This is a genomic window from Synechococcus sp. CBW1004 (assembly GCF_015840715.1).
Taxonomy (GTDB): domain Bacteria; phylum Cyanobacteriota; class Cyanobacteriia; order PCC-6307; family Cyanobiaceae; genus Cyanobium.
Genome location: NZ_CP060397.1, coordinates 243,649 through 264,772, shown reverse-complemented (window position 1 = coordinate 264,772; position 21,124 = coordinate 243,649). Strand labels below are relative to the sequence as shown.

Sequence of the window (21,124 nt, the reverse complement as noted above, 5' to 3'; positions counted from 1 at the left end):
GGAACGATGACCATCGGCATCGTGGTGTTCCCGGGCTCCAACTGCGACCGGGACATGCGCTGGGCCCTCGAGGGCTGTCTGGGGCGCCCCACCCGTTTTCTCTGGCATGAGGAACGCGATCTCAGCGGCCTGGAGGCCGTCGTTCTTCCCGGTGGCTTCAGCTACGGCGACTACCTGCGCTGCGGCGCCATCGCCCGCTTCGCGCCCGTGCTCGAGGAGCTGCGAAACTTCGCGGCAGCAGGGGGACCCGTGCTCGGCATCTGCAACGGTTTCCAGGTGCTCACCGAGATGGGTCTGCTGCCGGGGGCGCTCACCCGCAACCGCAGCCTGCATTTCCTCTGCGAGCCGGCGGAACTGGTCGTGAATCCCGGCAGTTGCCGCTGGTTGCAGAACTATGCACAGGAAGAGCGCATCACCCTGCCGATCGCCCACGGAGAGGGCCGGTATCAGGTGGAGCCCGAGGAGCTGGACCGGCTGGAGCAGCAGGGTCAGGTGGTGCTGCGTTATGCCAGGAACCCCAATGGATCGGTCGGGGATGTGGCGGGACTGACCAATGCCGCCGGCAACGTGCTCGGCCTGATGCCCCACCCGGAGCGGGCCTGCGATCCGGCCACCGGTGGGCTCGACGGGCAGCGGCTGCTGGCCGCCATCGGTGCCTGAGTCCAGCTGAACCACCTGCTGAGGACCCCAGGTTCAGGACGCTGGACGAATCTGCTCTTTGTTCTCCCGGAGGCGGATCGGGTTGAAGCCGATCGGATCTCCGGATCGCCTCGGCCTCAGCTCAGGCCATCCAGACGCCGTGATTTCAGGAGGCTGCAACAAAAGAACCCCTGGCCGAAAAGGGCCAGGGGTTCGAAACATGAATCACGGAGAACCCAGAGCTGACGGGCAGCCTGAGCGACTCTCTCAGTTGACGGCGGCGAAAAAGTCCTTGCTCTTGACCGGATCGGGATTCATCGTCTTCTCACCGGGCTGCCAGTTGGCGGGGCAGACCTCATCGGGATGGGACTGCACGTACTGGAAGGCCTGAAGGACACGCAGAGTCTCATCGACACTGCGGCCCACCGGCAGATTGTTGATCGTGCTGTGCATGATCACACCATCGGGGTCGATGATGAACAGACCACGCAGAGCGATACCCTCCTCCTCGTCGAGCACGGCGTAGGCGCGGGCGATCTCCTTCTTCAGGTCAGCGACCAGGGGGTAGGCGATATCGCCGAGGCCGCCGTTCTTGCGGTCGGTCTGCACCCAGGCCAGGTGGCTGAACTGGCTGTCGACGGACACGCCGAGAATCTCGGTGTTGCGTGAGGTGAAGTCGGCGTAGCGATCGCTGAATGCGGTGATCTCGGTCGGGCAGACGAAGGTGAAGTCCAGCGGGTAGAAGAACAGCACCACGTACTTGCCGCGGTAATCGGAGAGCTTGATCTCCTTGAACTCCTGATCGACCACGGCGGTGGCGGTGAAGTCGGGAGCCGGAAGACCGACGAGCCTGGACATGGGGAGCGGGAACGAGAAGGATGAAGACCACAACCGGCAGGCACAGGCTGACCACAGCCAGACACCCACCGGCGGGGCGCTAGCCCGAAATCGTACCGACTACCAGTTGCTTGGGTTACAAGCTATCACGGATTAGCCTGCGGGGTGGCGGATCCCTCGCCGACTAGGCTTATGGCAACAACCATTCTGATGACGCCCGATGGGCTGGGATCCGGTCGTCCTGCGCAAGTACAACACCACAGGTCACTTCCGCCTGCTAAACCAGCTTCGCGGCGAAATCCGCGAACGCCCCCTGATCCGCCCCGGCGAAGGTGAGACCGTCGGGGCCGTGAACCGCAGCCGCAGCCTGATCCGGGCCATCGAGGCCAGGGCTCAGGCCGGGATCAGCCGCAGCCGGCGTGCCGCCCAGGCCGTCGAGGTCCGGGTTCTCGAGGCCGAGGACCTGCCGGCTCCAGCAGCGTTCCCCGGCCTGCCGGGCGCCCCATCCTCCCTGTTCAGCGAGGCTCCCGAGATGGAGGATCGCGGATCCGCCGGCTTCCGCGCCCGTCTCAACGCCATCGATCTGCGCTGAGGCTGCGCACCCATCGACCTTGACGTCTCGGCGGGCCGCCTTGAAGGTGGGGAGGACGCTGGTCCCTGCTGCCATGGAGCCGACCTCTGGGCTCACCGAGGCCACGGAGCCCCAGCTTTCGCCATGCGGCGACAGCGAGCTTCTGGCCCGCCGCCATCTGTGGCTGGCCGCCCTGCACCAGCTGGCCCTGGCAGACGGCCGATTCGCACCCGAGGAGCGCCGGCTGCTGGAGGAGGCCCTGGCCCAGGAACTGCCGGGCGAATCGCTCGAAGCCCTGCATCACCCCGGGGATGGCGCCCTGCAGCACCGGCTCGGTCGGGGCACGCCGGAGGCCGAACAGTTCCTGCGCAGCGCGGTGGTGGTGGCCCTCGCCGACGGCAGGCTCGGCGACGAGGAGCTGACCCTGCTGCGTCACTGGAGTGAGCTGCTGCAGGTGGGGCAGGCGGTGCTCGCCGATCTGCATGAGGACGAGCCCGCAGGTGGCGAGGCCGGCTCGACCCTGGAACGGCTGCGGGGCTGGCTTGATGCCCAGGCCCCGGCCGATCCGGCGGTGGCACGGCTGCTGGTGAAGCTGATCCCGGCTCAGTGCCCGTTCGAGCGCGATGTGATGGTGCTGGGACGGAAGATCGTGCACATCCCGCCCATGTGCCGGATCAATCCGCTCTATGAGCAGCTGATGGCCCTGCGGTTCCGCTGTCTCTGCCTGCTGGCCGGGGAAGAGCCGCCGACACGATCGGGCGAGCCCGTCGCTGACCGTGAGGTCGACTGAGACCAACAGGCCAGCTGCCTCCCAACCCGTTCTTAACGCCGGTGGCAGTCCGGCCGAGCGATCGTGAGGGTTCCGCGGCGCTGAGGCCATGACCGCTTCGATCACGACGGGGGAGCAGGCGCAGCAGCTGATCGCGCACCAGCTCAGCCGTGTCGAGACGCTCCGGCCCGAGGTGCTGCGGGGCGAGGATCCGGAAGCGCTGCATCAGTTCCGCGTCAGTCTCAGGCGGTTGCGATCGCATCTGAGCCAGTTCGGGCCCGCTCTGCAGCTCCCCCCGCGCCTGAACCGGGCGCGGATCGCGGCGCTGGCGCGGGCAACCGGCAGCTGCCGGGACGTCGATGTGCTGCAGGAGCACCTGGAGAGGCAGCTGCTTCCCAGGCTGGATCCCCGTGAGCAGAAGGCCTGCGCGCCTCTGCAGCGCCAGCTGAAGCGGCAACGCCGTCAGGCCATGAAGGCATTGCAGGCTGAGCTCAGCTCCGATCGCGCCCACCGATTGCTGAACCGGCTGGAGCGCTGGTGCCGGGAACCCCGATACACCAGTCTTGGCCAGCAGTCCCTGGCCGAGTGGCTGCCGGAGTGGCTGCAGGCCTGCGGCGGCAGCTGCTTCCTGCATGGCGGCTGGTTTGCGGCTCACCCGAGCGACGCCGAGCTGCACGAGTTGCGCAAGCGCATCAAGGAGGTGCGCTACGGCCTTGAGGCCCTGCGCGGGTGGCTTGGGGAACCCGGGGAAGCGTGGATCCGCGATCTGCGCGACGTGCAGAGCTGCCTGGGGGATCTGCACGACCTGGAGGTGCTGATGCAGCTCCTCGGGCCCCAGAGCCCGGATGACGATGCCGCCTCATGGTCGTCCCTCCGGCGGCTGCTGGAGGAGCAGCGTCAGGAGCGCTGGCAGCAGTGGCTGGAGCTCAGGAGCAAGCTGATGCAGCCGGATCGGCGCCGAAGCCTGGTCAGGCTCGCGGACGCCCAGGCCAGCACCCAGGAGGCAAGCGGCGTCCGAAGCCAGGGCTGAACAAGCGCTCCCCAGGCCGCTGGCGCGGATGAACCCGCTGTCCGGCAGGCCGTCCTGGCCTGCAACGATGGCTGCGGAACCGCCCCACGCAGCTGTCTTCCGCTCCATGGCGCACCCCCAACACCGCTTCTACCGGGTGCTGTTCGTCGTCTGCCTGCTGGTGATGGCGTCACTGGCACTGCCGGGGCGCTGGAACCGCCTGGCCTCACCGGGCTATCTCCTTCTGGCACTGACGATGATCGTCGGGCTGGGTCGCCCCCAGACCAGTGAATCGCTGGCCAGCCCGACGCGCCACCTGTACAGGGGCCTGGGCGTTCTCACCGTCGCGGCGGGGCTGTTGTGGTCGCTGACACCGGTGGAGTCCCGCGACAGCGGCATTCCGCTGATCCTGCTCTGGTCGCTGTTCAGCGTCTGGAGCAGCCTGCGGCTGGTGCGCAGCCTGGCGGCGGAGCAGCGGGTCGGCCAGCAGGTGATCACCGGCGCCTTCGCCGGCTACCTGATGCTGGGGCTCACGGCCGGCCTGCTCTGCAGCACCCTCGAGACGATCCAGCCGGGAAGCTTCAGCGACCTGCAGCATTCCGGTGGCTCCCTGCTCCTGCATCGCCAGGGAACCATGGACCAGCACCAACCGGTGTGGACCCTGAGCTTCATTCGCCTCAACTATTTCGCCTTCGTCAGCCTGACGACCATGGGCTACGGCGATGTGGTGCCGGTGACCCCGCAGGCGCAGATGCTCGGCGTTGTCATCGCCACCCTCGGCACGTTCTATGTCGCCGTGGTGATGGGCCTGCTGATCAGCCGCCTGATCGCCGCAGAATCACGCCGCCCCTGAACACCGCTGCTGCGCTCAGCGACGCGCACCCGGAACGGGCTGGGCAGCCAGCAGCGCGAGGACATCCTGATCCTGCAGCTGCTCGAAGCGCTCGAACCACTCGCCCACGGCCCGCAGGCCGTCGACCACCGCCAGGGCCTCCAGCCGGTCGATCAGGGGTCGCAGCCGGGCGATGACACTGCGATCCAGGACCGGCACCGCCAGGGTGAGGGACGCCGGCTGCAGCTGCCGCAGCGACAGGAGCGCCGCCTGCACGGTCATGCCGGTGGCGATGCCGTCATCGACCACGATCAGGGTTCTGCCCTTCAGATCCGCCGAAGCGGGATCGCCGTAGAGGCGCCGGCGTCGCCGCAGCTCCGCCTCCTGCTGCTGCAGCCAACCCTGGCGGCGGGCCTGCTGCTCCCTTGAGCTGCCACCGTCCCCACGCCACACCGTCACCCCACCGGCGGCGATCGCCCCGACCGCCAGCTCCGGCCAGGCGGGGTCGGCGATCTTGCGCACGGACCAGGTTGCCACCGGCCGTTGCAGCTCGGCCGCCATCGCCACGGCCACCGCCACCCCACCGCGGGGCAACGCCAGCAGCAGCGCATCCTCGGGCAGAGAACCGCGGCCCGCCAGCTGGCGGCCGAGAGCGAGGCCAGCTTCGAGACGATCGCGCCAGAGGGGAGGAGTGAGGTGCATCAGTCGGTGCCCCGGAATCGGAGGACATCAGGACACGCAGGGCCCGGATCCGGAGGAACGGAGGGAATCGGCCGTGGTCCGGCCTCCAGCCCGGAGCAGGGCAGATGGCGCAGAAACCAGTCGCAGGCCAGCCGGGCCACCAGCTCCAGCGCGCCGGGCTCTTCAAACAGGTGGCTGGCGCCCGGCACCACCTCCAGACGGTGGAAGCCATGCAGGCTGGTCGCCGCCTCACGGTTCAGCCGCAGCACCGCCTCGTCCTCACCGCCGACGATCAACAGCGTGGGGGCGAGCTCACCCGCCAGGGCCTCGCCGGCCAGATCGGGGCGGCCGCCGCGGCTGACCACGGCTGCCACGGCATCCGGACGCTCAGCCGCTGCCTGCAGGGCCACGGCGGCACCGGAACTGGCGCCGAACAGGCCTACGGGCAACAGAGGGGCCAGCGCGGGCTGGGCCGCGAGCCAGCTGAGGCTGTCGAGCAACCGGCCGCGGAACAGATCGATGCGGAAACGCAGGGAGGCATCGATCCGATCCCGCTCCGCTTCAGCGGAGGTGAGCAGATCGAACAGCAACGTCGCCAGGCCGGCCCGATTGAGCCCGGCGGCCACTGCCTGGTTGCGGGGGCTGAAGCGGCTGCTGCCGCTTCCGTGCACGAACAACACCAACCCGCGGGGCGACGGTGGCACGCTCAGGAGAGCCTGCAGCGTGACGCCGCCGGAGAGGATCAGCTGGGGTACAGCGGTCATTCCATCAGCCTGGCACCGTGCGCCGACCAAGCGGCACAGGGGGTTTCAACCGACTGAGGTCGGGCCTCGGGAAGGGCCGGCGAAGCGGATGTCGAGGCTGCGCAGATAGGTGTTCAGACCGGCGTCCTGAATCGGCAGCAACCGCGCCATGCGACCGCTCTCGTTGGTGTGGGCATGCCAGTGTCCCGGGGGGGTGATGAAGGTCCCACCCGGCTGCCAGTCGACCCGACGCGGATTGCGGATCGTGCCATCCGGGTTGAGCTCGGTGCCCACCAGCGTGTAACAGCCGGGGTCGCAGTCGATGATCAGATCGAGCGCCACCGACTGATGGCGGTGAGGAGGCTGGACGGCGCCGGGAGGCACGACACCGAGCATCGCCCAGAGGGTGTGGGTGACGGTGCGGCTGGCGGGGTGGTCGGCGCTGGCCAGCAGGATGCTGAGCCGGTTGCTGCGGGCAGCGGTTGGATCGGCGAGCAGCTGTTGGAGCTCCGCCTCCAGCAGGCTGGCGGGGTAATGGCTGGCCCGGAAGCGGGGCTTCACGGGGGCGACGCCGAGGTAGCGGAGCAGGGGAGCATCGTGCACCCAGTAGAGAAGGCTGTCGGCGCTGGCCTGCAGCAGCGGATCGGCGCCGCTGGGAAGCACAAACAGATCTCCCACCCCCCAGGAGAGCTCCAGGGCCGACTGGCCGGGAGAGGAGGGGCGCTCAAGGGTTCCAGCCCCCCGCAGCACATAGAAGAGCGAACTGGTGGCGACAGCGCTCGCCTTGAGCCCCTCGCCGGGAAGGATCCTCAGGAAGTGGGCGGCAAGAGCGGGACTGGTGGCAGGCCCGCTGCAGCCGAGCTCAGCACTGAGGTCGAGCGGCAGGATCGCCGTGCGTGGCTCAGCATGCAGCGAAGGAGGCCAGGTCCGATCCGGAATCGGTTCGGTGAGCCCAGGCCGGATCGGATTGGCCGCCTCGCGATAGTCATAGATCTCGACCGCTGCCCGCCAGTCATGGGGGGAGGCAGGAACGACGGAGGCAGGGGAGGCGCTGCTCTGGCTCATCTCGACTTCTCCGGACGTGACTTCACCCTATGGCCAGAGGCTGAGGGATGGGGCTGGAAGTCTGGGCAACGGTGGCGGAAAGGAGGGTTGCAGCGACTACAGGGTCGGGCTGTCGATGTACTGCCGAGCAGGAGCGAAGTCCTCTGACGACCAGGCATCCGGCAGCCTGAGCACATCGGCCGATTCCGCATCGAAGCGGAACAGCACCTGTGGCCCGCGATCGAGGCTGGGGATGATCGCCTCAGCCACCGGCGACGGCAGGAACGATGCTCACTTCATCGCCGTCCTTGAGAGCGGTGGCCTGATTGTCAAGGAAGCGGATGTCTTCGCTGTTGACATAGACGTTCAGAAAGCGACGCAGTTTGCCGCTCTCATCACACAGCCGCCCCTTGATGCCGGGATAGCGGGCCTCAAGTGCATCGATCAGGGCATCAACGCTGCCGGCGTCGAGATCGGCGCTGGCCTCATCGTTGGTGAATTTCTGCAGAGGGGTGGGGATCAGAACCGAGACGGCCATGGGGCTGTGATCGAGGAAAGAGGAGAAAGGTGGAATGGTGGCTGTGCCGACACAGGGGCCGGAACCCGACCCGCCAGGGCTCAGGCCACGGACTCCCAGGTGGCGCGATGCAGGGCCTGGGCCCGCTCCCAGGCGGCATTGAAGCTGTCGAGCTGGGCCTCGATCAGCAGCGGCTCGCCGATTGAGGAGGCGACGGCCTCGGTCGTCTTGAGGCCGTTGCCGGTGATGTAGGCGACGGTGGTCTCGTCGGGATTGATCTTTCCCTGCTCCACCAGCTTCTTGAGCACCGCGATCGTGGTACCACCGGCGGTTTCGGTGAACACACCCTCGGTTTCCGCCAGCAGCTTGATGCCCTCGATGATCTCCGGATCGCTGACGGCGGCGATGTTGCCGCCGGTGCGGTTGGCGATGTCGATGGCATAGGGGCCATCAGCCGGATTGCCGATGGCGATGGACTTGGCGATCGTGCTGGGCTTCACCGGCGTAATGAAGTCGCGGCCCTCGGCGAAGGCCTGGGCGATGGGGCTGCAGCCCTCGGCCTGGGCACCGCTGAAGCGCACGGGCTTCTCATCGACGAGGCCGACCTTGATGAACTCATCGAAACCCTTGCGGATCTTGGTGAACAGCGAGCCGGAAGCGAGGGGAGCGACGATATGGTCAGGGAGCTGCCAGCCGAGCTGTTCGATCACCTCATAGCCCAGGGTTTTCGAACCTTCGGAGTAGTACGGGCGCAGATTGATGTTCACGAAACCCCAGCCGTAGGTGTTGGCCACCTCCGAGCACAGGCGATTCACCTGGTCGTAGTTGCCCTTCACCGCCATCAGCGTCGGGTTGTAGATCAGGGTGCCAAGCACCTTGCCCAGCTCCAGGTCGCTGGGGATGAACACGCAGCACTCAAGGCCGGCATGGGCGGCGATGGCGGCCGTGGAGTTGGCCAGGTTGCCGGTGGAGGCGCAGCTGACGGTGCTGAAGCCCAGCTCACGGGCGCGGGTGAGCGCCACGGATACCACCCGATCCTTGAATGAGAGCGTCGGCATGTTGACGCCGTCGTTCTTGATGTAGAGGGACTTCAGGCCAAGCCGGCGGGCCAGGCGGTCGGCCCGCAGCAGGGGAGTGAAGCCGGTGCCCACATCGATCGGATCCCCCTCGATCGGCAGGAAGTCGCGGTAGCGCCAGATCGAGGCGGGCCCGGCCTCGATCGTGGCGCGGCTGACGCGGGAGCGGATCGCGTCGTAGTCGTAGACGACCTCGAGCGGCCCGAAGCAGACGTCCTCACAGACGTGGCGCGCCGTGGCTTCATAGGGCTGGCCGCATTCCTTGCAGCGGAGCCCCGTGAAGGTGGACCGGGAGAGGGTGGCGGTCACGGCAGGAACTGGAATTGAAGCGAGGCTAACAGCGGTGCCGAGGACAGCGAAATAAAGCCGACCATCTGAGTCGGGATTGAAGGATGAGGCGCCGGCGCTTGTGGTTGCGGCGTTGCTCCTTAGCCTCCGATCACGCACGTCAAGGGTTCCGGGTGCCGATCTCCCGCCGGCTGCTGCTTTCCCTACTTCTCGCCCTGGCCGCCCTGCTGAGCGGGCCGGTTCTGGCCGCGCGGCTCTGGCTGGAGTGGAGCTGGTTTGCCCAGTTCGGATGGGGCCTGGTGCTTCTGCGCCGCCTCGGGCTGCAGCTCGTGCTGGCTCTCCTGGGGCTGGGCCTGGGAGTGGCGCTGCAACGCTGGCTGGGGCACTTCTGGCACTGCGGCCTCTCCTCGGCGCGCAGCAACCGGCGGCTGGCGCTGGAACCTCTCCCCTACGCGGCGGCGCTGCTGCTGCTCGCCCTGGGCCAGGTGCTTCCCCTGCTGCTGTTGCTGAGCCTCGCCCGACGTCTGCTGAGCGACCCCTTCGACGCCGGGCGTCTGCACGGTCTGCTGCCCCTGTTCGCAGCCGCTCAACCGTTGCAGGCCGGCGGACCGGCCGCCGTCCCGGGGCTGATCACGATCGGCGCAGCGGCCATCGCGGGGCTGATCTCCCTGCTGCGCTGGCCCCTGAGCACGGCGAGACTGCTGGCGGCCCTGGGCTCGGTCGCCAGCGCCGTGGTTCTGGCCCGCAGCTGGGGGATGTGGTCCCTGGCGCTGTTGATTCCGAAGGCCGGGGTCAGAGAGCCTCTTCTGGGCGCCGACGTCAGTTTCGCCCTGGCCCGCTTCCCCGCTCTGGCGCTCCTGCTCAGCGTCGGCCTGGCCCTGCTGCTTCTGCACCTGGCGGCGGCGCTCTGGGGGCAGCTGGCCCGGCCGCCGCAACTCAGCGACGGTCGGTTCGGGGGATTCGGGGAACGCCAGCTGCTGGCCCTCCGCCCGCCCCTGGGGCTGCTGGCCCTGGGAACGGCGGGGGGATTCTGGCTGGCCCGCCACCAGCTGCTGCTGAGCCTCAGCGGCAGCGTGCCCGGGGCCGGCTGGGTGGATGTGCATGTCTCCCTGCCGCTGCGCACGGTAGCGGCGCTGCTCGCCCTGATCACCGCGGCATTGCTGCTGCTGCCTCTGCCCAGGCGGGGCTGGCGGGCGCTGACGTTCCTGGCAAGCGCGGCCCTGATGCTGCTGGTGTCGCTGCTGGAGGCTCTGCTGCTGCCCCTGATGCAGCTGCTGGTGGTGAATCCACGGGAACTGGAGCGGGAGGCGCCCTATCTGCGCCGTTCGATCGAAGCCACCCGGGCCGCCTTCCAGCTCGATCGGATCCGCACCCGCAACGTCAATCCCAACCCGCGGCTCACGCGCGAGGACCTGGCCAGCAGCGAGGCCACGATCCGCAACATCCGTCTCTGGGACTCCCAGCCGATGCTGGCCACCAACCGCCAGCTGCAGCAGCTGCGGGTCTTCTACCGCTTCTCGGAACCGGCGGTGGACCGGTATCGCATGGGCTCCGGCGCCAAGACCCATCAACAACAGGTGATCATCACCGCCCGCGAGATGGACAGCTCCGGGCTGCCCGCACCCGCCCGCACCTGGCTGAACCGCCACCTAGTCTTCACGCACGGACAGGGGTTCACCGTGTCCCCGGTGAACACCAGCGGCCCGGACGGGCTACCGGAATATTTCATCAGTGACCTGGGATCCAACAGCCGCGTCAACGGCAGCCCCGAGCTGGGCATCAGCCGCGAACAGGTGATGCAGGCGATTCCGATCGGCAGACCCAGCCTCTATTTCGGCTCTCTCGACGCGAGCTATGCCCTGGCACCCACCCAGGTGCGCGAATTCAATTACCCCGTCGGCGACGAGAACGTCTACAACCACTACGACGGGTCCGCCGGCATCCCCATCGGCAGCGCCGCCGGACGCCTGGCAGCCGCCCTCTACCTGGGTGAACCACGCCTGCTGGTGGAGGGCTCACTCACCTCGGACACCCGGCTGCTGCTGCGCCGGGAGGTGCGGGAGCGGGTCAGGCGGCTGGTGCCGTTCGTGCGCTTCGAGGCGGAGCCCTACCTGGTCTCGGTGCGCCTCGATCGGCAGACCGGACCCTTCCCACCGGGCCAGCATCAGTTCTGGATCGTCGACGGCTTCACGACGAGCCGGTCCTACCCCTACAGCGCCCCTGTGCCGGGGCGGGAAGATCTGCGCTACCTGCGCAACTCGGTGAAGGCGGTCGTGGATGCCTACAACGGCCGGGTGGCGCTCTATGTCTCGGAGCCCGATGATCCCCTGATCAGCGCCTGGCGCCGTCTGTTCCCCGAACTGTTCGCGCCTCTGAGCACCATGCCCGAGCCGCTGCGGGCCCACATCCGTTACCCGATCCCCCAGTTCGAGCTGCAGACCCGACAGCTGCTCCGTTACCACGTCACCGACCCATCGGTCTTCTACAGCGGCGACGACGTCTGGCAGATCCCCAAGGAGATCTACGGCTCCGAACTGGTGCCGATGGAGCCGTATCACATCAGTGCCCAGCTCTCCCCCGACCAGTCCCCCGAGTTCCTTCTGCTGCAACCGCTCACCCCCCTGGCGCGGCCCAACCTGGTGGCCTGGCTGGCGGCCCGCAGTGATCACCCCAACTACGGGCAGCTGGAGCTGCTGCGCTTCCCGAGCCAGACGCCCATCCTCGGACCCGAGCAGATCACGGCGTTGATCAATCAGAACCCACGCATCAGCCAGCAGTTCGGCCTTTGGAACCGCTCCGGTGCCGAGGTGGTGCAGGGGAATCTGCTGGTGATGCCCGTCGGCCGGGCGCTGCTGTACGTGGAACCGGTGTATCTGCGCGCCCGCAAGGGTGGGCTGCCCACCCTGACGCGGGTGGTGGTTAGCGATGGCACCCGCATCGCCATGGAGCCGACGCTGCGGCAGGCGATCGAGGCGCTGCTCGATCCGAAACGCTCCGAGATCGCTGAACCGGTGGCCCCGGGCAACGGAGCCACCGGACTCGCCCCGGGAGTGGCCCCCTGAGCGGAAGCACAGAAGGCATCGGACGTTCTACCCGGTCGCGCTGGCGCCGATCCGGAAGCGTGGAGGAAGAGAGAGAAGCCTGCAAGAGCGCAGCCACTCCTCACCTCCCCGGCTGGTCGGTCCTGAGCTCAGGTCATGGGGGACGTGGATCGGTCCCCCAGACAGGAACTTCGCTGGACAGTCGTCATAAAAAAAGGGCCCTGATGGGCCCTGAAGAGACATGATTCTGTTCGGGAACAGGCAGAGGCAGAGCCTTGAGCCGGTGCTCAGGCGGCGACGGCGGTCTTGGGGTCGAGTTCGCCCTTGGCGTACAGACCCGCGTAGTAGTTGATGTCGCGCTGCTTGATCTTGCTGGCATTGCCGGCGCACCAGAATTGCTGGTAGCGATCAAGGCAGACCTGCTTCATGTACTGGCGGGCCGGCTTGTTGAAGTGGCGGGGATCGAAGTTGGCGGGATCCTTGGCGGCGGCTTCACGCACCGCGGCGGTGAAGGCGAGGCGGTTGTCGGTGTCGATGTTCACCTTGCGCACGCCGTTGCGGATGCCTTCCTGGATCTCCTCCACGGGCACGCCGTAGGTCTCGGGGATGGCACCGCCGTACTTGTTGATCATGTCCAGCCACTCCTGGGGCACCGAGGAGGAGCCATGCATCACCAGGTGGGTGTTGGGGATGGCCTTGTGGATCTCGGCGATGCGGCTGATGGCCAGCACTTCACCGGTGGGCTTCCGGGTGAACTTGTAGGCGCCGTGGCTGGTGCCGATGGCGATCGCCAGGGCATCGACCTTGGTCTTGGCCACGAAATCGGCGGCCTCGGCGGGGTCGGTCAGCAGCTGGCTGTGATCGAGCTTGCCCTCGAAGCCGTGGCCGTCCTCAGCCTCGCCCATGCCGGTCTCCAGAGAGCCGAGGCAGCCCAGCTCACCCTCCACGCTCACGCCGATGGCGTGGGCCACATCCACCACTTCCTTGGTGACCGCCACGTTGTACTCGTAGCTGGCAGGGGTCTTGGCATCGGCCATCAGCGAGCCGTCCATCATCACCGAGGTAAAGCCGTTGGCAGCTGCACCGAAGCAGGTGGCGGGGCTGTTGCCGTGGTCCTGGTGCATCACCACCGGGATATCCGGGTAGGTTTCCACTGCGGCCAGGATCAGGTGACGCAGGAAGTTCTCGCCGGCGTACTGGCGGGCGCCGCGGGAGGCCTGCAGAATCACCGGAGAGTCGGTTTCATAGGCAGCCTCCATGATCGACTGCACCTGCTCCAGGTTGTTGACGTTGAAAGCAGGGATGCCGTAGCCGTTCTCAGCGGCGTGGTCGAGCAGCAGCCGAAGCGGGACGAGCGCCATGGGTAAACCTCGCGGGTGTGGATTCGGGAACGGAAGGGTCGACGGCTGACGGGATCGTCCCGTCTCTGTCTGGGGCGGAGTCTAGGGGATGCTCCGCCGGCGCCTTGGCGGCCGGAATGCCCCGCGCGCAGGCCACGGCTGCCTCCCATCAACCACGAGGGCTGATCAGGGCCACGACGGATCGCACCCGGCACGGAGCCCTCGCACGGGCGCAGGGGACGGGTGGGCCATCGCCCCAGGAGAACCGGTCCGGGATTGCTTCAGCGCGCAGCCATGAAAAAAGCCCCGCCGAAGCGGGGCGAAGCAACGGGGTCCGATCGGACGCCACGGTGACACGACTGCCCCGACTCAGGCGAGGGGGCGGCAGGCTCAGTCGATCAGGCGCTGACGACGCAGGGACTGAACGCTGTAGTCGTGCTGGCGAGCGGCGCGACGGGCCTCTTCGGCCTGGCGGGCCAGCTGGCGGGCGGTGGTGATGGACATGGAAGTGCCTCCGAGAAAGTCCTGCCGGAGCAGGGGTGGATGGCGCGTTGCTTCGGGGAGGGACCCCAGAGGGGCCTTCACCTACTTCCGCCGGCACGGGCGCACCGGCCAACGATCAGTAAACCGTAGCGGTTGCTACCGAACTTTCGTGTTCGCCCTGATACCACATCGACTGATCGGTCATGTGGATCACCGCCCTCCGTCGTCTCCGGCGCGGCCTGAGGGGCACGCACACAAGCCGCTTGCCGCCCTCGGTGCCCATCCCGGCAGTGCCTGCGGCAGCAGCCTGCGATGCAGCACCAATGCACCAGGGCGTCGACCGCGTCTCACCGTGTCCGTCGCCGAACGGGATGGCACCAAAGGGCCGGCGTCACCTCCTGTCCTGCAGCCGTGCGGACATGGCTTCCCCATGACCGGGCTCTGTGCAGAATCCACCGCGGCGGGCGCCCAGCGGCCCACCCGGAGGATCCCCGCTGTCCCCATCGGCGCGGCGGTTCCGAAGAAGGGCCAGAGCTCAGCGGAGCGCGACCGGTCTCCAGAGCGAAGCCCTCAGCGGTTCGAGGCCCCCCGTGGTGAGCACGGACTGGGTGGTCAGACCGGCACCGCCAGGCGGGCGAGGTCGCACACCCGCTGACTGGCCACCGCCTCGCAGAGGCCTGGCACCATCGGACGGCCCTCAGCGATCGCTTCGGCCCACCAACCGATCAGGCGGCCGACGGGAGCGATGCGGCCGTCCTCCCAGGTGCGGGGAAACGCCAGGGCGGGATCGGCGGGCACGGCCCGAAGCGATTCGCCGGGACGGGCCATCCACAACTGGAAGCCGTGCACGTAATCAGCCTGGTTGCCGGAGCCGAGCACCAACGTGGCTTCGCTGCCGTAGAGCTCGAGCCAATGGCCCCGCCCGCAGCGGGTCACCGAAGCCAGGTTCACCTGGGCGGGCACCGACCGACCGGCGCGATCGAGAAACTCCATCTGGATCAGGGCGATGTCCTCGGCATCGACGGCCGCGCTGCCGGAGGCGGGAGGAGGCAACGGGCGCTCGCCGATCGCCGTGCTGAGCTGCCCCCGCACCGCCTGGCTGGGACCGATCAGCCAATGGAGGGTGTCGAACGCATGGGTGCCCAGCGCGCCGAGCACCCCACCTCCCGCGGCGGCCTGGGAGTACCAGCTCCAGGGGCGGGAGGCGTCGGCGCGACTGCTCATCAGCCAGTCGAGCTTCACCAGCCAGGGTTCGCCGAGCACGCCCTCGCTGAGCAGGTCTGCCAGCTGCTGGAAGAGCGGCACGGCCCTGTATTCGAAGTCGACCGCCACGGTCAGCCCCTGACGCAGGGCCAGGCGCTGCAGCTCCTCGATCGCCGCGGCATCGAGAGCCACGGGCTTCTCCAGCAGCAGGTGCTTGCCCGCCTGCAGGGCGGCACGAGCCAGGTCGAAGCGGGGTTTGGGTGGAGTGGCCAGCACCAGGGCGTCGATCGCCGGATCAGCCAGCAGAGCCTCGAAATCGGCACTGCCCGGCAGGCCGCTGGCACGACAGGCCACCTCGAGCCGCTCGGGGCGCGGATGCCAGAGGGCCACCGGTTCGGTGAGAGGACAGTCGTGCAGTGCCGGCAGATGCACCTTCTCGCCGAAGCCGAGTCCGGCGATCGCCACGCGCAGGGGCCCTGGGCTCATGCGGCCTCCGCGGCGCAGGCCTGACGCAGCACTTCAGCCGTGAGGTCATCGCTGCCGGTGGGCTGCCACGGGGCCCCGAACTGGGGAAGACCGTTGATCGAAATGTCGCGGTAAAGGCTCTGATCGCAGTCGAGTTCCATCACATAGAGGCGGCTGATGGGCGGGGCGGAGCGGGAGGCAGCGGCCGGACGCTGATCCAGACCGGCCGGCAGGGAGCCCGCAGGCGCCGCCGTGCCGGGCGAGGGATCGGCAGCCGCAGCAGCGTCCTCCACCTCGGGTGCGGCCTGAAAGCGGCTGAGCACGGTGAGATGGCCGGATCGATTGCGGCGCAGACTGCCCTCATCCCACCACTGGCGCCCCTCGGCGGTGGGTGGCACCTCCTTCCAGGACACGGGTCCGGCCCAGGCCCGGAGCGGGAAGAGCAGCAGCAGACCGAGCAGCACCGGCAGGAACAGCCCCCTCAGAGGTCGCCTCATCGGGCCAGGGCCTCGCGGCGGGAGGCCGGTGTATGCAGCTCGAGGAGTGAGGAGAGGGTGGCGCGCAGCTGCGTGCGGGGCACGATCGCATCCACGAAGCCATGCTCGCGCAGGTATTCCGCCGTCTGGAAGCCCTCAGGCAGCTTCTCGCGCAGGGTCTGCTCGATCACGCGGCGACCGGCGAAGCCGATCAGGGCTTTGGGCTCGGCCAGGATCAGGTCACCGAGCATCGCGAAACTGGCCGTCACGCCACCGGTGGTGGGGTGGGTGAGCAGAGGGATGTAGAGGAGCTCGGCCTCGCGGTGCCGCTCCAGAGCGCCGGAGATCTTGGCCATCTGCATCAGGCTGAGCATTCCTTCCTGCATGCGCGCGCCACCGGAGGCGCACACGATCACCAGGGGGAAGCGGCGCTCGGTGGCCACCTCGATCAGGCGGGTGAGCTTCTCGCCCACCACCGATCCCATCGAACCGCCCATGAAGCGGAAATCCATCACCCCCAGGGCCAGCGGCTGACCCTCCAGGCGGCACAGACCGGTGACCACGGCGTCGCGGAGGCCGGTGGACTGCTGGCTGTCGCGGATCCTGTCCGCATAGCTGCGCCTGTCCTTGAAGGCCAGGGGATCCGTGGGGGACAGATCAGTGTCGAGCGCCTCGAAGCTGCCTGGATCCGCGATCAGCCGGATGCGCTCGGCGCTGTCGATGCGGCTGTGGTGGCCGCAGTTGGCGCAGACACTGGCATTGGCGACCAGGTCCTTGCGGTAGACGACCTGGCCGCATTCCGGGCACTTGCTCCAGAGCCCATCGCCCTCATCGGGCTCAGGGCCCTGCATCGAGCGCACTGCCGGTGCGGTCTTGTGGCGATCGGCGAACCAGTCGAACAGCGACATGGGCAGGGCGGCATCCGGTGGCAGGCCCATTTAAGGCCTGCGGACCGCGGCCACCATCCGACTGAGGGTTCAGACAGTGGCCGGGAATCCGGCCAGCCGCAGCCAGAAAGGCAGACCCATCAGCCACACGCCCAGGCCTCCGAGCACCAGGCAGGGGCCGAAGGCGAAGGGCTGGTGCCGCTGCAGCAGGCCGAGCAGCCGCCCGATCAGGCCACCGATGGCGCCGACCAGCACCGCCAGAGCCACTGCGGCAACCAGCGACGCCGGGCCCAGCCAGGCCCCCAGCAGGGCTGCGAGCTTGGCGTCCCCCAGACCGAGGGCCGGCCGGCCCATCAGTTTCTCGCCCAGAGCGCTGAGCCCCTCAAGGGCCAGCAGCCCCCCTCCGGCGGCGAGCAGATGGGAGAACAGAAGCGCCCGGCCGACGTCGGCGTCCTGGCTGAAGCCGATGGCGGCGCTCACGGCCAGGCCGAGCACAACCCCCCAGCGCAGCATCGGCTCGGGCATCCAGAGCCGATCGAGGTCGATCAACGCCAGTGGGATCAGCCAGCTGATCAACAGCCACCCCGCCGGCAGCAGAAGCAGGGGCGACGCACCGCCGCCCATAGCCGTGGGACGGGCCAGCAGGGCCGCCACCCAGAGGCCGGCACAGAGCAGCTCCACCAGGGGATAGCGGAACGACACCGGGCGATGGCAGTGACGGCAGCTTCCGCGGATCAGCAGCCAGCCGAACACGGGAACGTTCTCGAACCAGGCCAGGCGGGTCCCACAACGGGGGCAGTGGCTGGGTGGCATCACCAGAGACTCCTGGCGAGGCAGGCGCCAGGCCACCACGTTGAGGAAGCTGCCCACACAGGCCCCCACCAGCGCCACCACAATCGGCAGCGGCGGCCAGACCAGCGGCTCCAGCGGCGACCCGAGCGACAGAGGAAAGGCGGACATCGGCTGGCTGGGAATCCCGGGGAGCTGGCTGTCAGGGCCGGGGCGGAGGCGAGGAGCCCGGCGATGGGGATCCGAATGCCGCGGCACCCCGTCGGGCGTGGAGCGCCGCGGTCGGCCGAATCCAGCGGCTGCATCGTGGCCCCTCAACAGGCGGTTTGGCCACCCGACGGCTGCCGCAACCGCAGGGGGGAGGCCCCGTCAGCGGAGGCCTGGAGGTGATGAGCGGCCACTGCTCAGAGGCATCCCCGGTGAACGGTCGTCTCAGGCTGGCGGTTCAGGCTGAAGGCCAGGGACGACAGCGGAAGGCTCGGATGGCGATCTCAGGGACGCTCAGGTGCCACGGCCGGGCCTCGAGATCTGAAGACGCCCTCGGCGGCCTGGCCCACCGCGCTGGGAACGCGTCAGCAGGAGGTCGAGAGGAATGAACTGCTCCTCGGGCAGGAGCACCGGCAGGGCGAACACCACGCGACCCCGACTACCGCTGGCCGGATCATCGGTGTCGAGGGGGAGGACCACACCCACCGGATCCGGACCTTCGGGACAGCTCTGCAGATGACGGAAGAACACACTGCGGGCGAGAGCGAACAGGTCACGGCTGTTGACCCGATCGAGCCGCAAAGAGGTGGAGGGGTCTCCACCGGCCCCGCGGATCTCGAAGGAGGGACTGCCCGTGGCGCTGCTGAAGCCGATGGAACCACTCGCTTCCGGCGCCGCAAGTGTAGTTCTGCAGCGCCGATCGAGCGATGGCGCTGCAGCAGTGGCGAAGGGCTCAGGCGAGCTTCTTCTTCTCTTCGATCATGCGGTGGATGATCGGGGTGAGAATCAGCTCCATCGCGAAGCCCATCTTGCCGCCGTTCACGACGATCGAGGTGGGGCTGGACATGAAGGAGTCGTGGATCATGTCGAGCAGATAGGTGAAATCAATCCCCCACTTCTCGCGGGCACCCTTGCGGAAGTGAATGATCACGAACGACTCATCCGGCGTCGGGATGTCGCGGATCATGAACGGGTTGGAGGTGTCGACCGTAGGGATCCGCTGGAAGTTGATGTCCGTGCGGCTGAACTGCGGGCAGATGTGGTTGATGTAGTCGGGCATCCGCCGCAGGATCGTGTCCACCGTGGCTTCGGCGGAGTAGCCGCGCTCCTTGTTGTCGCGGGCGATCTTCTGGATCCACTCCAGGTTCACGACCGGCACGACGCCGATCAGCAGATCGGCCAGGCTGGGCAGGTCATAGCCCTGACCGACCACACCACCGTGCAGGCCTTCGTAGAAGAGCAGGTCGGTGCCGGTGGGGATCGTCTCCCACGGGGTGAACTGGCCGGGCTCAAGGCTGGTGCCGAGGCGAGCGTTGTGCTCGGCGGCCTCCTCGACGGAGTGCAGGTAGTAGCGCTTCTGGCCGCTGCCGGTCTCGCCGTAGGTGCGGAACAGCTCGTCGAGCTTGTCGAACAGGTTGGCCTCGGGGCCGAAGTGGGAGAAGTTCTCGCCCTTGGCCAGGGCGGCGGCCATGGCCTCCTTCATCGGGCCCCGCTCGTAGCGGTGGTAGCTGTCGCCCTCGACCACGGCCGGGGTGATGCCCTCGCGCTTGAAGATGTGCTCGAAGGCCCGCTTGACGGTGCTGGTGCCGGCGCCGGAGGAACCGGTGACGGCGACGACCGGATGACGCTTCGACATGCGCGGGAGGGGCTGAACTGTGGGGGAGTTTGGCAGGTCGCCGGTCCGGCCCCTCTGCCAGGGCGCGGTGGCGGGCTCCGCCGCCGTCTGGATCACTGACCACGGGGAGGCCGGAGCGACACGATCGCCGTCTCAACGGGTCTGGCATCCCCACGGCTCGGCCGCCGGCCGGCCCTGCCGCTGGTGCGGGCCGGCTCCAGGGACGGCTGGAAGGATCAGTCCCGAAGGGCAGCCAGCAGCTGGTCGCCCATCACCTGACAGCCCACCTGGGTGCACCCTGGCGCCATCAGATCGCCGGTGCGGTAGCCGGCAGCCAGCACCCGGTCGACGGCCTGCTCGAGGTCGGCGGCGGCGGCCTCCTGCTTCAGACCCACCCGCAGCATCATCGCGGCACTGAGCACCATGGCCATGGGGTTGGCGCGATCCTGCCCGGCGATGTCGGGGGCGGAACCGTGGATCGGCTCGAACACGCCCGGGGCGCTCTCGCCGAGGGAGGCGGAGGGAAGCATGCCGATCGAGCCGCTGAGCATCGCCGCCTCATCGCTGAGGATGTCGCCGAACAGGTTGCTGGTCAGCAGCACATCGAACTGACGCGGGTTGCGCACCAGCTGCATGGCGGCGTTATCGACATACATGTGGCTGAGCTCCACATCCGGGTAGTCGCTGGCGTGCAGGGCCTCGACGCGATCACGCCAGAGCTGGCTGACATCGAGCACGTTGGCCTTGTCGACGCTGCACAGGCGACCGCCGCGTTGGCGCGCCAGATCGAAGCCCACCCGGGCGATGCGATCGATCTCGTCATCGAAGTAGGCCATCGTGTTGAAGGCGCGCACACGGCCCTCGGCCTCCACCCGCCCCTTGGGGGTGCCGAAATAGACGCCGCCGGTGAGTTCACGCACCACCATCAGATCCACCCCCTCGATCACGTCGCGTTTGAGCGTCGAGGCATCGATCAGGGCCGGGATGATCTTCACCGGCCGCAGGTTGGCGAACAGGCCCAGGCCGGCCCGCAGACCCAGCAGGCCCGTCTCAGGCCGTTTCTCGCGCGGCAGGCTGTCGTACCGGGGCGAGCCGATCGCCGCCAGCAGCACCGCATCGGAGGCGCGGCAGGCCTCCAGGGTGCTGGCGGGCAGCGGCTCGCCCGTGACGTCGATGGCCACCCCGCCCATCGGCTGGTCGTCGTAGGCGAGCGTGAAGCCATGGCGACTGCTCACCGCATCCAGCAGCCGGCGTGCCACGGCCATGATCTCCGGGCCGATGCCGTCACCGGCGAGCAGGGTGATCCGGTAGCTGGTCATCGCTGGGCCGCCGCAGGCGCAAAGGGGATGGGCGCGAGGCTACGCGGCGGTGGGCTGTCGTACATCGGCGCCGCGGGCTCCTCACGGGGCATGGCGACCGACCCTGGGAGGGGGCCGGTCGGCGTGTGGGGCGGCTTTGCTGCGGCTTTCCCCCATACACGGCTTCGGATGCCCCAGACCCGGCTCGATCCACCGGGGCCGTCACCCCGGGGGTGTCGAGGCGGTTGTCGGAATCGGGAGCTGACTGAGGACGGATCTGCGGCGGCCAGTCCTCTCGCCGAGGGGCCTTGGCG

Annotated in this window: 21 protein-coding genes and 1 riboswitch; of the genes, 6 read left to right on the top strand and 15 right to left on the bottom strand. The window is 68.3% G+C overall.

Annotated elements, in window-relative coordinates; translation table 11 throughout:
* Positions 1-6 precede the first annotated feature (6 nt).
* A complete protein-coding gene (gene purQ / locus H8F25_RS01195; protein ID WP_197211701.1) occupies positions 7-660 on the top strand; it encodes a phosphoribosylformylglycinamidine synthase subunit PurQ in 654 nt (217 codons plus the stop codon).
* Between the two features lie 246 nt (positions 661-906).
* Here purQ and H8F25_RS01190 read toward each other — a convergent pair whose 3' ends face one another.
* On the bottom strand, positions 907-1,497 hold the full coding sequence (locus H8F25_RS01190) for a peroxiredoxin (protein ID WP_197211700.1): 591 nt from the start codon (positions 1,495-1,497) through the stop codon (positions 907-909).
* 199 nt (positions 1,498-1,696) lie between these two features.
* On the opposite strand from H8F25_RS01190, the gene H8F25_RS01185 reads away from it, so the two are divergent.
* From H8F25_RS01185 to H8F25_RS01170, 4 genes are all read left to right on the top strand, one after another.
* Positions 1,697-2,068, top strand: coding sequence for a hypothetical protein (locus H8F25_RS01185; RefSeq protein ID WP_197211699.1), 372 nt, complete (start codon positions 1,697-1,699; stop codon positions 2,066-2,068).
* Positions 2,069-2,141: 73 nt separating this feature from the next.
* Entirely contained in the window at positions 2,142-2,837 is a 696-nt protein-coding gene (locus tag H8F25_RS01180; protein WP_197211698.1) for a Mo-dependent nitrogenase C-terminal domain-containing protein, read from the top strand.
* 88 nt (positions 2,838-2,925) lie between these two features.
* The gene (locus H8F25_RS01175; protein WP_197211697.1) at positions 2,926-3,846 is read left to right on the top strand and encodes a CHAD domain-containing protein; all 921 of its coding nucleotides are present in this window, start codon (positions 2,926-2,928) and stop codon (positions 3,844-3,846) included.
* A gap of 106 nt (positions 3,847-3,952) precedes the next feature.
* Entirely contained in the window at positions 3,953-4,678 is a 726-nt protein-coding gene (locus H8F25_RS01170) for a potassium channel family protein (RefSeq protein ID WP_197211696.1), read from the top strand.
* Between the two features lie 15 nt (positions 4,679-4,693).
* On the opposite strand, the gene H8F25_RS01165 is transcribed toward H8F25_RS01170, so the two are convergent.
* From H8F25_RS01165 to thrC, 6 genes are all read right to left on the bottom strand, one after another.
* On the bottom strand, positions 4,694-5,359 hold the full coding sequence (locus tag H8F25_RS01165) for a phosphoribosyltransferase (RefSeq protein WP_197211695.1): 666 nt from the start codon (positions 5,357-5,359) through the stop codon (positions 4,694-4,696).
* Positions 5,359-6,102, bottom strand: a complete 744-nt coding sequence (locus tag H8F25_RS01160) for a dienelactone hydrolase family protein (RefSeq protein WP_197211694.1) — start codon at positions 6,100-6,102, stop codon at positions 5,359-5,361. Before H8F25_RS01160 ends, H8F25_RS01165 begins: the two co-directional genes overlap by 1 nt.
* Positions 6,103-6,147: 45 nt before the next feature.
* The gene (locus H8F25_RS01155) at positions 6,148-7,146 is read right to left on the bottom strand and encodes a cupin domain-containing protein (protein ID WP_197211693.1); all 999 of its coding nucleotides are present in this window, start codon (positions 7,144-7,146) and stop codon (positions 6,148-6,150) included.
* A gap of 96 nt (positions 7,147-7,242) precedes the next feature.
* Complete coding sequence (locus tag H8F25_RS01150) at positions 7,243-7,395, bottom strand: hypothetical protein (protein WP_197211692.1); 153 nt, start codon at positions 7,393-7,395, stop codon at positions 7,243-7,245.
* Complete coding sequence (locus H8F25_RS01145) at positions 7,388-7,663, bottom strand: MoaD/ThiS family protein (protein WP_197211691.1); 276 nt, start codon at positions 7,661-7,663, stop codon at positions 7,388-7,390. The genes H8F25_RS01150 and H8F25_RS01145 overlap by 8 nt, the downstream gene beginning before the upstream one ends.
* A gap of 80 nt (positions 7,664-7,743) precedes the next feature.
* A complete protein-coding gene (gene thrC / locus H8F25_RS01140; RefSeq protein ID WP_197211690.1) occupies positions 7,744-9,027 on the bottom strand; it encodes a threonine synthase in 1,284 nt (427 codons plus the stop codon).
* Between the two features lie 152 nt (positions 9,028-9,179).
* Between thrC and H8F25_RS01135 the strand changes: the two genes are divergently transcribed.
* Positions 9,180-12,068 (top strand): UPF0182 family protein, encoded by a 2,889-nt coding sequence (locus tag H8F25_RS01135; RefSeq protein WP_231596976.1) that lies wholly within the window; start codon positions 9,180-9,182, stop codon positions 12,066-12,068.
* A gap of 266 nt (positions 12,069-12,334) precedes the next feature.
* Here the strand turns inward: H8F25_RS01135 and fba are convergent, their stop codons facing one another.
* The 8 genes from fba to leuB all read right to left on the bottom strand — a co-directional run bounded on the left by fba (position 12,335) and on the right by leuB (position 20,831).
* On the bottom strand, positions 12,335-13,408 hold the full coding sequence (gene fba / locus H8F25_RS01130; protein ID WP_197211688.1) for a class II fructose-bisphosphate aldolase: 1,074 nt from the start codon (positions 13,406-13,408) through the stop codon (positions 12,335-12,337).
* Between the two features lie 524 nt (positions 13,409-13,932).
* Positions 13,933-14,007: riboswitch (Glutamine riboswitch) on the bottom strand.
* A gap of 475 nt (positions 14,008-14,482) precedes the next feature.
* Positions 14,483-15,559, bottom strand: a complete 1,077-nt coding sequence (locus H8F25_RS01125; protein ID WP_197211687.1) for a Gfo/Idh/MocA family protein — start codon at positions 15,557-15,559, stop codon at positions 14,483-14,485.
* Positions 15,556-16,035, bottom strand: coding sequence for a hypothetical protein (locus H8F25_RS01120; protein ID WP_197211686.1), 480 nt, complete (start codon positions 16,033-16,035; stop codon positions 15,556-15,558). The genes H8F25_RS01125 and H8F25_RS01120 overlap by 4 nt, the downstream gene beginning before the upstream one ends.
* Positions 16,032-16,922 carry an acetyl-CoA carboxylase, carboxyltransferase subunit beta gene (gene accD / locus H8F25_RS01115; protein ID WP_197213304.1) on the bottom strand — a complete coding sequence of 297 codons (891 nt, stop codon included), beginning with the start codon at positions 16,920-16,922 and terminating at the stop codon, positions 16,032-16,034. Before accD ends, H8F25_RS01120 begins: the two co-directional genes overlap by 4 nt.
* A 69-nt stretch (positions 16,923-16,991) precedes the next feature.
* Positions 16,992-17,861 (bottom strand): A24 family peptidase, encoded by an 870-nt coding sequence (locus H8F25_RS01110; protein WP_197211685.1) that lies wholly within the window; start codon positions 17,859-17,861, stop codon positions 16,992-16,994.
* 330 nt (positions 17,862-18,191) lie between these two features.
* Positions 18,192-18,479, bottom strand: coding sequence for a hypothetical protein (locus H8F25_RS01105; protein WP_370525781.1), 288 nt, complete (start codon positions 18,477-18,479; stop codon positions 18,192-18,194).
* Between the two features lie 151 nt (positions 18,480-18,630).
* Entirely contained in the window at positions 18,631-19,533 is a 903-nt protein-coding gene (locus H8F25_RS01100; protein ID WP_197211684.1) for a phosphoribulokinase, read from the bottom strand.
* Between the two features lie 215 nt (positions 19,534-19,748).
* Positions 19,749-20,831 (bottom strand): 3-isopropylmalate dehydrogenase, encoded by a 1,083-nt coding sequence (gene leuB / locus H8F25_RS01095; protein WP_197211683.1) that lies wholly within the window; start codon positions 20,829-20,831, stop codon positions 19,749-19,751.
* Between the last annotated feature and the right edge of the window lie 293 nt (positions 20,832-21,124).